This window comes from Kitasatospora sp. NBC_01300 (genome assembly GCF_041435235.1).
In the GTDB taxonomy this organism is placed as follows: Bacteria; Actinomycetota; Actinomycetes; order Streptomycetales; family Streptomycetaceae; genus Kitasatospora.
Genome location: NZ_CP108408.1, coordinates 2533866 through 2546521, shown reverse-complemented (window position 1 = coordinate 2546521; position 12656 = coordinate 2533866). Strand labels below are relative to the sequence as shown.

Here is a 12656-nt window from a genome sequence, read left to right as displayed (position 1 = left end):
GGCCGGTCGACGGGTGGTATTTCCGTCGACCGGCCCCGGTCTCGCTGTGTAGGGTCCGGGGTAGTTCACCCGCAGCCCGGTTCCGGGCTTCCCCCCCGAGGCCTTCCAGGTCGGCGAGACCTGTCATACATGTTCGTGGGAACACTCACCTTCGACCTGCTGCTGGGCGACGTCCACTCGCTCAAGGAGAAGCGTTCGATTGTGCGGCCCATCGTGGCCGAACTGCAGCGCAAGTACAGCGTGTGCGCTGCCGAGACCGGGAACCAGGATCTGCACCGCAGGGCCGAGATCGGCCTCGCGGTGGTGGCCGGCGAAGCCGGGTACGTCACCGAGATCCTGGACAGCTGTGAGCGGTTGGTCGCCGGCCGCCCCGAGGTGCAGCTCCTCTCCGCGAGGAGGAGGTACCACAACGACGACGACGAATGAGAGCCGTGGAGACGGTCGGCGGAAGTCGCCGTTCTCACACGGATCAGGACCCAGAGCGCCCGCAAGGCCGGGCGCGGGCCGGTACTTTGGGGCGTGGGCCCCGAAGGGTGCGTAGCTCACCCGAATGCCGGACCCACTGCACGAGGAGGCAACGTGACCGACACCGCAAGGGCGCGCAAGCTCGCCGACCGCATCCAGGTGGTCGTCGCCCAGACCCTGGAGCGGCGGATCAAGGACCCGCGACTGGGGTTCGTGACCATCACCGACACCCGGGTGACCGGGGACCTGCGCGAGGCCACCGTCTTCTACACCGTCTTCGGCGACGAGACCGAGCGCGAGGCCACGGCCGCCGCGCTGGAGAGCGCCAAGGGCGTGATCCGCTCCGAGGTCGGCAAGATCGGGGTGCGCTTCACCCCGACGCTGACCTTCGTCGCGGACGCGCTGCCGGACAACGCCCGGAACATCGACGACCTGCTCGACCGGGCCAAGGCCATCGACGCGGCGGTGCGCACCACCGCCGCGGGCGCGACCTACGCCGGCGAGGCGGACCCGTACAAGGTTCCGGCGGCCGAGCGTGACGACGAGGACGAGTAGTCATGGCGGGTGAGCCGGCGAAGGCCGCCTCGCGAGCCGGTTCGACCACGGGGGCGTCTTCCACCAGCACGGTGGAGGACGCCCTCGTGGCGCTCCCGGGGCCGCGCACCGAGGAGAGCGGTTTCGAGCTGATCTGGCAGCAGGTGGTGGCGGAGATCGGGCGGGCCCGTTCGATCGACCTGATCTGCCACATCTGCCCGGACGGCGACGCCCTGGGCTCCTCGCTGGCGGCCGCGCTGGCGCTGCGCGGGCTCGGCAAGCGGGTGCGGGTCTCCTTCGGCGACGACCCGCAGATCGTGCCCGAGTCGCTGGCCTTCCTGCCCGGCCAGGAGCTGATCGTGCCGGCCGCCGAGGTGCCGGACGTCCCCGAGCTGGTGCTCTGCTTCGACGTGGCCGCGGAGAGCCGGCTCGGCCTGCTGCACGGCAAGGCCTTCGCCGCGCCGGTGCTGGTGGTGATCGACCACCACGCCTCCAATCCGGGCTTCGGCACCCACCAGCTGATCGACCCGACCGCGCCGGCCACCGCCGTCCTGGTCGACGAACTGCTGCGCCGGCTCGGCGTCGAACTCGACCAGGACCTGGCCACCTGCCTGTACACCGGCGTCGCCACCGACACCGGTTCGTTCAAGTACCGGGCCACCACGCCCGCCACCCACGAGCTCGCCGGGCGGCTGCTGGCCACCGGCATCCGGCACGACCTGATCTCCCGGCAGCTGTGGGACACCTCCTCCTTCGGCTACCTCAAGGTGCTCGCGGGCGCGCTCGACCGGGCCGTCTACGAGCCGGACGCGGCCGGCGGGCTGGGCCTGGTGTGGACCTGGGTGCCGTACCAGGACCTGGTGCTGTTCAGCGTCACGGTCGAGGAGATCGAGGGGCTGATCGACATCCTGCGCCGCCCGGCCGAGGCCGAGGTGGCGCTGGTGCTCAAGCAGGACCCGGACGGCACGCTGCGGGGCTCCTCGCGTTCCAAGGGCGCGGTGGACGTCGCCGCCGCCTGTGGGGAGCTGGGTGGCGGCGGGCACGTCTTCGCGGCCGGGTTCAGCGCCCGGGAGGACGTGGCCGCGGTGGTCGAACGGTTCCGGAGCGCGCTGCGACCGGTACGTTGATCATCTCTTGACCGCTTTTTAGAGAAAGAACTTGATGAAGCGCAAAGGCACCGGCCCGGACGGCCTGGTGATCGTCGACAAGCCCGAGGGCATCACCTCCCACGGGGTCGTCGCCAAGCTGCGATGGTTGGCCGGGACGCGGAAGGTCGGGCACGCCGGCACGCTCGACCCGATGGCCACCGGCGTGCTGGTGATCGGCGTCGAGCGGGCCACCCGGCTGCTCGGCCACCTGATGCTCACCGCCAAGACGTACGAGGCGACCATCCGGCTCGGCCAGACCACCGTCACCGACGACCGGGAGGGCGAGGTCACCGCGTCCGCCCCGGCCGACGGGGTGACCAGGGAGGCGATCGACGCCGGGATCGCCGCGCTCACCGGCGAGATCATGCAGGTGCCCTCCAAGGTCAGCGCGATCAAGATCGACGGCAAGCGGTCGTACGCGCGGGTGCGCGAGGGCGAGGACTTCGAGCTCGCGGCCCGGCCCACCACGATCCACTCCTTCACCGTGCATGGGCAGCGCGCGGCGATCGCCGAGGACGGCACGCCGGTGATCGACCTGGACGTGACCGTCGAGTGCTCCTCCGGCACCTACATCCGGGCGCTGGCCCGCGACCTGGGCGCCGGGCTCGGCGTCGGCGGCCACCTCACCGCGCTGCGGCGCACCAGGGTCGGGCCGTACTCGGTGGAGTCGGCGCACACCCTGGAGGAGTTGGAGGCCGCGGTCACCGGCGAGTCCCCGACGGGGCTGCAGGTGCTGCCGATCGGGGAGGCCGCGGCCGCCGCCTTCCCGCGCTGGGACCTGGACGAGTCGGCGGCGGAGAAGCTGTCGCACGGTGCCCGGCTCAAGGCGCCCGGGCTGGGCGTGGACGGGCCGATCGCGGTGTTCGGGCCGGACGGGCGCTTCCTCGCGCTGGTCGAGGAGACGGGCGGGCAGGCGAAGCCGGTCGCGGTCTTCGTCGGCTGACGCCCCGCAGCGCACGCGTCACCCCCGTCGGGAGTCTTCCGGCGGGGGTTTCGCTCGTTCGGGGGGCGTACCGGGAGGGGTTTCGCTCGTTCGGGAGTCGTCCCGGGAGGGGCTTCGCTCGTTCGGGGGGTGTTCCGGCGAGGTCCGGGGGCTCGTTCCGGCGAGGGAGGGGTCACCCGCCCGGGGGAGCGCGCGAGGTGAACGCCCGTGGTGAGCGGCGCAGGCGCGGTGGGGCCGCCTCCCTGGCGGGCAGGCTCCCCGGCGGCGAGCAGGTCGCCGAGACAAGCCCGCCCCCGGGCCGTCCGGCCTGCGGGGAGGGCAGTGCGAATGCCGGGATTCCTGGACGGCGACGGCGTGGCGGGAGATCCGGGGCGGTACCTGCTGCGGGTCCGCGACCTCAACGGGCGACTGCACGGCTTAGGGTTCGTCGCCGACCCGCAGGGCACCGTCCTGACCGCCCACGAGAGCGTCACCGGCCTGGACCGGATCGTCCTGCACACCCCCGGCGGGCAGACCAGGGTGCTGGGCCCGGACGCCGTACTGCCGCTGCCCGAGCACGGGCTCGCCCTGCTGCGCACCGACGCGGTCGGCGGGCTGCCCGTGCCGCCGCTGCCCGTCGCGGCCCTCGGGGCCGGGCGCGAGGTGCTGCTGCCCGCGCTGGCCGGCGAGGACGGGCGGGTGGTGGTGCTGCGCTGCGGTCTGCTCGGTGCCGCCGGGGCCGGGGCCGGTGGGGCCGGCGGGGTGCTGCTGCTCGACCCGCCGGTGGTCGCCGGCGTCGCGGTGCCGGCCGGTTCGCCGGTGCTGGACGCCCGCAGCGGCGCCGTGGTGGCCCTGGCCGTGCCCGCGCTGCGCGGGCCGCAGCACGGCGGCGCGCTCCCGGCGGTGCCGGCCGGCGGCGGCGCGGTCGCGGTCGCCCCGGCGCTGGCCGAACTGCTGGCGCGCAACGGCGCGGCCGTGCCCGGCTACGGGCCCGCGCTCAACCTGGCCGGCGTGCTGAGGCTGACCGCCGCCCAGCTGGCCGCCGCCGGGGCCGGCCCGGACCGCGTCGCCGGGCTCGCCGCCGACCGGGTCGACCGGCCCGACGGACTGGCCGGGGACGAACCGCGGGCCACCGTCACCGCCCTGGTCGGCGCCCCCGGCAGCGGGCGCTCCACCGAGCTCGCCGCCCTCGCCGCCCGCCGCGCCGGTGGCGCCCGGCCGCTGCCCACCCTCTGGCTGCGCGGCGCCGACCTGCGCGCCGAGGACCGCTCGCTCGCCGCCCCGGTGGAACGGGCCCTGGCCGCCGTCGCGGCCGAGCTGGGCATCCCGGCGCCCGCGCCGGAACCGGTGGCGGCGCTGTGCGCGGCGGCCGGGCGGCCGCTGCTGGTGGTCCTGGACGGCCCCGAGGAGGCCCCGGCGCCGCTGGACCCGCGCTGGCTGCGCGGCGCCGGGGACTGGCTGACCGGCTGCGGGGCGCGGTTGCTGACCGCCTGCGGCGAGGAGGCCTGGGTGCGGCTGGCGGCCGAGAAGTGGGGCACCGGCACCGGCCACGCCCGCTACCCGGACCAGCCGGAGCCGGGCGGCGACCTCGCCAGCGCCCCCACCGTCCGGATGGACGGCGGCGGCCCCGGCGCCCCCAGCCTCGCCGGGCACCGGCTCGGCCCGCTCCCCGCCGAGGCGGCCGAGCGGGTGCGCCGCCGCTACGGGCTGCCGCCGGGCTGGCCGGCCGACGCCGACGCGCGGCACCCGCTGGCCGTCCGGCTGGCCGGCGAGCTGTGGGCGGAGGGCCTGCGCGGGGAGCCGGCCCGCCGGGGCGAACTGTTCGCCGCCTACCTGGACCTGCGCTGCCTGCGGGTGGCCGGGCGGCTGGTCGAGGACGGCCGGCAGCGCCGCCCGGGCGCCCACCGCCGCAGCTCCGCCCGCCCGGCCGGGCCCTCCCACGGGCGGGTGCGGCGGCTGGCGGCCGCGGTGGCCGGGCGGGTGCACGAGGCGGCCCGGCGGATGCTCGGTGCCGGGCCGGGCGGCCTGGGCCGGGCCGCCTTCGAGGAGCTGTTCCCGGCGGCCGGCGGCTGGGCCACGGCCGTCCTCGCCGAGGGCCTGTTCGTCCCGGCCGGGCCCGGATTCCGGTTCGCGCACGGGGAGTTCGCGGACTGGCTGCAGGGCCTGCACCTGGACCTGGACGCCGCGCTGCGGCTGCTGCTCGGCGAGGCCGTGGACACGCCCTCCGCACCCGCGAACGGGCCGGAGGGCGCGCCTGCGCAGGGCCCCCCGCGCGGCGTCCCCCGGCACCGGATCGGCCCGGTCGCCGCCGCGCTGCGCCGACTGGCCGAGACCTGGGGCGCACCCGCCCTGGACCCGTGGCTGCACCGGCTCTGGCGCGCCCTGGACCTGCGCCCGCCCGGCAGCGAACCGGCCTGGTGGGCGGGCCGGCTGCTCACCGCCGGGCTGGCCGCCAGCCCGGATCCGGCCGAACACCGGTCTCTGCTCGACCAGTTGGCCGGCCGGATCGCCGAACGGGCGGCCGCCGAAGGCGGGTTGGACGCGCTCCCGGCGGACGGGCTCGGCGCGTTCGGCCCGGCGTTCTGGACCGGCCTCGGCCTGCCCGCCGAGGCCGAACTCGCGCTGCTGCGACGCCTGGTGACCGCCGACGGGCCCGGGCAGCCGTTCCTCGGCGCGGTGGCCGAACGGCTGCGCGCCGACCCTGTCGCGGTGTTCCCGCTGCTCTGCGCCTGGTTCGACGATCCGCGCGGCCTGCCCGGCCGCCCCGGGCACACCGTCGCCGACCTCGCCCACGACCTGCTGCACGCCCACCGCCGGCTCGCCCTGGACGAGTTGGCCGACGCCCTGGCCGACGCCGCGCACCCGAGGGCGGACGCGCTGCTCACCGTGCTCGCCACCGAGGAGCCCTCCGCGCTCTGCCGGGCGGTGGACCGCTGGAGCCACGACGGGCGGCCCGAGCGGCACGTCGCCGCCGCCGTGCACGCCCTGCACGCCGCCCCGCACGCCGTCGGCGCCGCCGCCGGACTGCTGCGGTTCACCGCGCTGACCCTGCTCGCCCGCGAGGACGAACCGGGCCTGCACGGCGCCGCCCTCGCCCTGCTGGTCGGCGACCCGGCGACCAGGGCCGAGCACCTCCCCGCCGCGCTGGCCCTGCACCGGGCCGGCGGCGACGCCTTCCTCACCCCCAGGGCGCTGGCCCCCGCCCTGGAGAGCGACCCGGAACCCGTCCTGGCCGCGCTCGCCGACCGGCTGGCGGCCCCCGGCGCGGCCGCCGCCGAGACCCTGCGGATGCTCGCCGACGCCCGCACCCCGGTGGCCACCCGGCGGGGCGCCGAACTGGCCGCCCGGCTGCTGCGCGAGCACCCGGCCCTGGCCGGCCCGGTCGCCGTCGACTACCTGGGCCGCCGCCTGGAGCGCGCTGCGACCGGCGGCCCGGCCGCCCGGCTGGAGCTGCGGGTGCTGCTCGGCGGCGCGCTGGCCGCCCGGACGGCCGGGGTGCGGCGGCCGTTCGCCCAGGTGCTGTCCGTCCCGGTGGCCGACCCGGCGGCGGACGCGCTGCGCTGCGAACTGCTGGACACCCTGCTCGCCATCGAGACCGACCCGGGGGTGCTGACCGCGGCCGTGGAGCGGCTGGCCGAGCACTGCGCGGCCGAGAATCCGGCCCGGGCCCGCGCGGTGCTGGCCCGGGCGACGCCCGGCCTGCCGGACGCGGACGAACTGCTGGTGCGCTGGGCCGGCCGCTCGGCGGCGTTCGCGCAGCTGCTCGCCCAGTGGCCGCGGGACGCCGCCCCGACCGCGCCGGACGGGCCCCGGCTGGCCCGGATGCGGGCCCTGGCGGCGGCCGGCCGCGACCCGCAGTACGCGGCCGCCGAGGCGGAGCGGGCCGTGCCCGGGCGCGTCGCGCACCCGCCGGTGCGCCCAACCCGTATTCCGGTGCCGGAGCAGGAGCAGGCGCATGGCACGCTATAGGGGTTCGGGTTTGAGCGTTTGAGCGTACAGAGGGTACGCGCCGTACGGAACAAGGAGCGGTCAGGGTGCAGCGCTGGCGTGGCCTGGAGGAGATCCCCGCTGACTGGGGACGCAGCGTCGTCACCATCGGCTCGTTCGACGGGGTGCACCGCGGGCATCAGCTGATCATCGGTCGGGCGGTCGAGCGGGCCCGCGAACTCGGCCTCCCTGCGGTGGTGGTGACCTTCGACCCGCACCCGCGCGAGGTCATCCGCCCGGGCAGCCACCCGCCGCTGCTCGCCCCGCAGGCGCGCCGCGCCGAGCTGATCGCGGGCCTCGGCGTGGACGCGGTGCTGGTGCTGCCGTTCACCCCGGAGCTGTCCCAGGAGTCGCCGGAGACCTTCGTCCAGCAGGTCCTGGTCGACGCCCTGCACGCCCGGGCCGTCATCGAGGGCCCCAACTTCCGCTTCGGGCACCGGGCCGCCGGGGACGTCGCGCTGCTCACCGAGCTGGGCCGCTCGGTCGGCTTCGACGTCGAGGTGGTCGACCTCCAGGTGAGCGGCGCCGCCGGGGCCGGCGAGCCGTTCTCCTCCACCCTGACCCGGCGGCTGGTCGAGACCGGCGACATGGCCGGCGCCGGCGAGGTGCTGGGCCGCCCGCACCGGGTCGAGGGCGTGGTGGTGCGCGGCGCGCAGCGCGGCCGCGAGCTCGGCTACCCCACCGCCAACGTCGAGACCGTGCCGCACAGCGCGATCCCGGCCGACGGCGTGTACGCGGGCTGGCTGACCGCCGACGGCGAGCGCATGCCCGCCGCCATCTCGGTCGGCACCAACCCGACCTTCGACGGCACCGCCCGCACCGTCGAGGCGTACGCCATCGACCGGGTCGGCCTGGACCTGTACGGGCTGCACGTGGCCGTGGACTTCCTGGCCTACCTGCGCGGGATGGAGAAGTTCGACTCCATCGACGCGCTGCTCGACCGGATGGCCGACGACGTCAAGCAGGCCCGCGAGCTGACCGACGGCGTCTGAGCACCGCCGCAGCACGGGGAAGGGCCCGCCGACCTGGTCGGCGGGCCCTTCGGCGTCACTGCGGGGGCTGCTGCGGGTGGCCGTAGCCGGGCGGCGGCCGGTAGCCGTCCGGCGGGGACGGCGGGGCGGGCTGCGGCGGCTGGCCCTGGACGGGCGGGTAGCCGTAGCCCGGGCCCGGCTGCGGGGCCGGCTGCTGCTGGGCGCCCGGCTGCGGCCAGGCCGTGGGGGCGGCCGGCTGCTGCGGGTAGCCGTAGCCGGGGGGCGGCGGCGGGGCCTGGCCGGGCTGCGGCGCCCACGGCGCCCCGGGGGCGGGCTGAGCGGCCTGGCCCGCCTGACCCGTCTGGCCCGCCTGACCCGGATACGGCTGTGGCTGCGGCGGGTACGGCGTGGCCTGCACCTGCTGCTGCCACCCGGACTGCTGGGCGGCGGCCTGCTGGGCCCGGACGATGTCCTCGCCGACCAGGGTGGCCAGCTCGAAGTAGGCCTCACGGACCTTGGGCCGCATCATGTCGAGGTTGACCTCGGCGCCGGCCGCCAGGCTCTCGTCGAACGGCACCACGATCACCCCGCGGCAGCGGGTCTGGAAGTGCGCGACGATGTCCTCGACCTTGATCAGCTTGCTGGTCTCGCGCACCCCGGAGACCACCGTGATGCTGCGCTGCACCAGGTCCGCGTAGCCGTGAGCGGAGAGCCAGTCCAGGGTGGTCGAGGCACTGGAGGCGCCGTCCACGCTGGGGGTGGAGACGATGATCAGCTGGTCGGCGAGGTCCAGCACCCCGCGCATCGCGCTGTACAGCAGGCCGGTGCCGGAGTCGGTCAGGATGATCGGGTACTGGCGGCCCAGCACGTCGATGACCTGGCGGTAGTCCGAGTCGTTGAACGTCGTCGAGACCGCCGGGTCGACGTCGTTCGCCAGGATCTCCAGGCCCGAGTTGAGGTCCTGCGAGGTGAACTGACGGATGTCCATGTAGCTGCGCAGGTGCGGGATGGCCGTCACCAGGTCGCGGATGGTCGCGCCGGTCTGGCGCTTGACCCGGCGGCCCAGGGTGCCGGCGTCCGGGTTGGCGTCGATCGCGATCACCTTGTCCTGGCGCTCGCTGGCCAGGGTCGCGCCGAGCGCGGTGGTGGTCGTGGTCTTGCCGACCCCGCCCTTGAGGCTGATCACGGCGATCCGGTAGCAGCTCAGCACCGGGGTGCGGATGATCTCCAGCTTGCGCGCCTTCTCGGCGGCCGCCGCCTTGCCGCCGAACTGGAACCGCGGCTGCTGGCGCTGCTGCTTGGGCTGGCTGCGCAGCAGCCGGTCCGAGGACAGCTCGACCGCGGCGGTGTAGCCGAGCGGCGCACCGTGCGCCACGGGCGGCTGCGGGGCGGCGGCGTGCGGGAACGCGACCGGCGGCGGCGCGACGGCGCCCTGCGGCGGCCACGGCTGCACCCCGCCGGACTGCTCGTGCGTCGAGCCCGGCCGCAACTGCTGGTACTCGTGCGGCTGGGGCTGGGGCTGGGCCGACTGCGGGTAGGCGGGGGCCTGCGGCCAGCCGCCCTGGCGCGGATCCACCGGCGCGGGCTGCGGGGCCGGCTGCTGCGGCTGTGCGGGCTGCGGCTGGGCGGCGGCCTGCTGGGCGGCCCACGCGGCGGCGGACTGCGGGTCGTGCGGCGGCAGCGGCTGCTGCGGGGGCACGTGCTGCGCGGGCGGCTGCGGGTACGGGTGCGACTGCGGGTACGGCTGCGGCGGGACCGGCTGGGCGGGCTGCGCCGGCGGCGCGGCCGGGGCCGGGACCGGGTACGGCGGCTGTGCGGCCGGGGCGGGCTGCGGCTGCGCCGGGGCCTCCGCCGGCCAGCCCGGGGCGACGGCCGGTGGCTGCTCGAACGCCGGGGCAGGGACGGCGGCCTGGGCAGGGGCGGGGGCCTGGGCAGGAGCGGACGCCGGGAACGGGACGTGCTGCGCCTCGGCCTGGACGGGCTGTGCGGGCGGCACGGGCTGCGCGGACACGGGCTGTGCGGGCACGGGCTCCTGAGTCGGCGTCGGGGCCGGAGCCTGGGCGGGCACCGGCGCCGGAGCGGCGGCCTGCGGAGCCTGCACCGCCGGCGGATCCTGAACTGCCGGGGCCGGGGCGGCCGGTGCCTGCACCGCCGGGGTCGGGGTCGGGGCCGCCGAGGCGTCCGTCTGCACGTACCAGGACGGGGGAGTGTAGTCGGGCGCGTCGGACCAGTCGTCGTCGTCCTCTGCCGCGTTGTCGCCGACGTAGACGCCGTCCCGATCGCTGCTCACTAGGGCTCCCTCGTGTTCGCCGCCGCTTGTTCAGCGGTGCCGTTGCCGCATCAAAGACTAGGCCGTGCGGCAACCCCCGTTGAAGGCGGCGTCGGATCCGGAGCGGCCCTCCGGGCCCGGCGCCGCCGCTCAGTCCATCCGGCGCGGACCGCCGAGAACCTGCTGCTCGGCCTGCCCGGCCACGGCCCGCACGTACTGGCGCCGCATCCGGGTGGCCCACAGCGTGAGGTCGTCGCCGAGGGTGGGCAGCGCGGCGACGTCCTCCGGCGGGAGCGACAGCACCCGGCCGGTCAGCTCCGCCTCCTGCGGGGAGATCCGCTGCACGCCCACCAGGTCGGCCGAGTTGAGCACCCGGGCCGCGTTCGGGCCCAGGTACGGCAGCAGGGTCAGGGTGGTCTGCCAGGGCGCGGCGGAGAGCCGGCTGCGCGGCGGGCGGGCGCCGAGGTCGCGCACCACCAGGACCGGCGAGGCCACCGAGGCGCCCTGCGGGCCGAGTCGGCCGACCTGGTGGACCGTCACGCACGGCTGCCCGCCGCCCGCGGCCTGCGCCAGCGGGCCCCACAGCTGCCCGCGCGCGGTCTCCACCGCGACCCGGGCGCCGATCGCGGCCGCCCGCAGCGCGATGACCTGAGCCGTCCACACGCCACCGACCAGCACCAGGTCGTACGCGCTGGGCCGGAACAGGCCGAGCACCGCGGGCAGCCCCTGCGGGTCGACGCCGATCACCACGCCGTCGTCGCCGACCGGGAAGGCCAGCGCCCCGAGGTCCGCGGCGTCCAGCACGTGCTTCTCCCGGCGCGGGCCGCGCAGCCCGAAGCCGGGCAGGATCCGGGACCGTGCCCGGGGCCGTTCGGCGCCGTGCTGCGGGCCGGGGGCCGGATAGGTCTGGTACGCCATCAGGACGCTCCTCCCAGCGGCAGGGTGGCGAGCACCCCGGGGGCCTGCTCCAGGTCGAGCCGGACCAGGCCGAGTCCGGCGCCCTGCGCCCGCGCCTCCACCTGGCGGCCGACCTGCGTCACCTCGCTCTCGCTGCGCCCGGTCACCCGCAGGTGCCCGCTGACGGTCACCGAGCCGCCGGTGCCGCGCCCGGCGGTCAGGCTGAAGGTGCTGGCCAGCGCGGGGGAGCCGGTGACCAGGTTGACCAGGTCGGGTGCGGCGATCCGGCCGGGCGAGCCGCCGGGGCGGCTGAGCTGCGGCCAGCGGGAGATCCAGTAGGTGCTGTGCCAGCGGTCGTCGATCCGCCAGGACCGGCTGCCCTCCTGGGTGCGGCGGGTGGTGCCGGCGCCGCTGCCGGTGCCCTGGCGCCCGGCCACCGCGAGCGGGTTGGCGCAGGTGGAGATGGCCAGTGCGGCGATCAGCTCGCGCTCGTCCAGCACGGTCGCGTTGAACCCGGCGCTGTTGAGCCGCCCGGCCAACTGGTCGGTCACCCGTTGCAGCGCCTTGCGGGCGCCCTCCTCGCCGCCGCCGCGGGCCCGGACGGCGGCCGCGGCGCGCTCCGGGTCGAGCTTGAGCGCCACCCAGGTCAGCCGCAGCCCGGGGGTGGCGGTGCCGTCCGGCAGCTCCCGGTAGGCGCGGGCGGCCAGCGACTGCTCGGGCAGGTGCGGGGCCGGGGCCGGCTGGGTGTGCTGGACGAGCTGCACCGACTCCAGGGTGATGTCGTCGACCTGGAGCGCCGAGCAGATCACGTCCAGGGGCAGCGGCAGCGCGGTGCGCACCGGGCGCAGCGGCTGGTCCTTGGCCTGGACGAGCAGCACCGAGCTGAGGAAGGTGCCGTCGCCGACCATGCCGGTCTCCCGGCGGACCGGGCGGCCGCCGAGGTCGGCCTCGGTGGCGTGGGTGCAGGTGCGCAGCGCCGGTTCGAGTTCCAGGGCGGGGGCCAGCGCCGGGTCGGTGCCGGCCGGCGGCAGCGTGTTGCGGGCCTGCCGGCGGCGGGACTTGAGGGCGGCGCGCACCCGCAGCAGTTCGGGGATGGTCCGGCCGCGCAGCGGGACCACGGCGAGCACCACCAGGACCAGCGCGACCGCGCCGAAGCCGGCGGCGACCGGCCGGCTGATCGTCCAGCCCACCGCGACCAGCGCGGCCGCGACCTCGACCAGGACGAGCTGTTGGAGCCTCAGCCGGCCGCCGAGCAGCCCGGGCCGGGGGTTGATCCGGAGCAGGACGGGCCCGCGACCGCCTTCGTCACGGCCGCCGCTCCCGCCGGCGGGCGGCAGTGGCTGCCCGGGCGTGCTCCCGGACGCGGGGCCGCCGCGCTGCGCCCGGCCGGAGCGGCGCGACCTCCCGCCCGTGGCCGGTCCGCGGCGTCCTGGAGCGGTCTGACTTGGCATCCCCCGGGTGAC

Annotated in this window: 9 protein-coding genes; 6 read left to right on the top strand and 3 right to left on the bottom strand. The window is 77.0% G+C overall.

Features of this window, described 5'->3' with window-relative positions; genetic code table 11:
- The first annotated feature begins 129 nt into the window (after nt 1–129).
- The 6 genes from OG556_RS11315 to OG556_RS11290 all read left to right on the top strand — a co-directional run bounded on the left by OG556_RS11315 (nt 130) and on the right by OG556_RS11290 (nt 8048).
- The gene (locus OG556_RS11315; RefSeq protein ID WP_030062503.1) at nt 130–426 is read left to right on the top strand and encodes a DUF503 domain-containing protein; all 297 of its coding nucleotides are present in this window, start codon (nt 130–132) and stop codon (nt 424–426) included.
- Nucleotides 427–579: 153 nt separating this feature from the next.
- Nucleotides 580–1020 carry a 30S ribosome-binding factor RbfA gene (gene rbfA / locus OG556_RS11310; protein ID WP_350885658.1) on the top strand — a complete coding sequence of 147 codons (441 nt, stop codon included), beginning with the start codon at nt 580–582 and terminating at the stop codon, nt 1018–1020.
- Between the two features lie 2 nt (nt 1021–1022).
- Nucleotides 1023–2126, top strand: coding sequence for a bifunctional oligoribonuclease/PAP phosphatase NrnA (locus OG556_RS11305; protein WP_371516978.1), 1104 nt, complete (start codon nt 1023–1025; stop codon nt 2124–2126).
- Between the two features lie 34 nt (nt 2127–2160).
- Nucleotides 2161–3090: a tRNA pseudouridine(55) synthase TruB gene (gene truB / locus OG556_RS11300; protein ID WP_371516977.1), complete on the top strand. Its 930-nt coding sequence runs from the start codon at nt 2161–2163 to the stop codon at nt 3088–3090.
- Nucleotides 3091–3417: 327 nt separating this feature from the next.
- On the top strand, nt 3418–7038 hold the full coding sequence (locus OG556_RS11295) for a serine protease (protein ID WP_371516976.1): 3621 nt from the start codon (nt 3418–3420) through the stop codon (nt 7036–7038).
- A 65-nt stretch (nt 7039–7103) separates the two neighbouring features.
- Nucleotides 7104–8048 (top strand): bifunctional riboflavin kinase/FAD synthetase, encoded by a 945-nt coding sequence (locus tag OG556_RS11290; protein WP_371516975.1) that lies wholly within the window; start codon nt 7104–7106, stop codon nt 8046–8048.
- A 55-nt stretch (nt 8049–8103) separates the two neighbouring features.
- Here OG556_RS11290 and OG556_RS11285 read toward each other — a convergent pair whose 3' ends face one another.
- From OG556_RS11285 to eccE, 3 genes are all read right to left on the bottom strand, one after another.
- Nucleotides 8104–10317 carry a MinD/ParA family protein gene (locus OG556_RS11285; protein ID WP_371516974.1) on the bottom strand — a complete coding sequence of 738 codons (2214 nt, stop codon included), beginning with the start codon at nt 10315–10317 and terminating at the stop codon, nt 8104–8106.
- 129 nt (nt 10318–10446) lie between these two features.
- Nucleotides 10447–11214, bottom strand: a complete 768-nt coding sequence (locus tag OG556_RS11280) for a hypothetical protein (RefSeq protein ID WP_371516973.1) — start codon at nt 11212–11214, stop codon at nt 10447–10449.
- Nucleotides 11214–12644: a type VII secretion protein EccE gene (eccE, locus tag OG556_RS11275; protein WP_371516972.1), complete on the bottom strand. Its 1431-nt coding sequence runs from the start codon at nt 12642–12644 to the stop codon at nt 11214–11216. The genes OG556_RS11280 and eccE overlap by 1 nt, the downstream gene beginning before the upstream one ends.
- Between the last annotated feature and the right edge of the window lie 12 nt (nt 12645–12656).

Coding starts and splice junctions, on each gene's coding strand:
- truB (WP_371516977.1), top strand. CDS start 2,161: ATGAAGCGCAAAGGCACCGGCCCGGACGGCCTGGTGATCGTCGACAAG.
- OG556_RS11280 (WP_371516973.1), bottom strand. CDS start 11,214: ATGGCGTACCAGACCTATCCGGCCCCCGGCCCGCAGCACGGCGCCGAA.
- OG556_RS11295 (WP_371516976.1), top strand. CDS start 3,418: ATGCCGGGATTCCTGGACGGCGACGGCGTGGCGGGAGATCCGGGGCGG.
- OG556_RS11305 (WP_371516978.1), top strand. CDS start 1,023: ATGGCGGGTGAGCCGGCGAAGGCCGCCTCGCGAGCCGGTTCGACCACG.
- OG556_RS11315 (WP_030062503.1), top strand. CDS start 130: ATGTTCGTGGGAACACTCACCTTCGACCTGCTGCTGGGCGACGTCCAC.
- eccE (WP_371516972.1), bottom strand. CDS start 12,644: ATGCCAAGTCAGACCGCTCCAGGACGCCGCGGACCGGCCACGGGCGGG.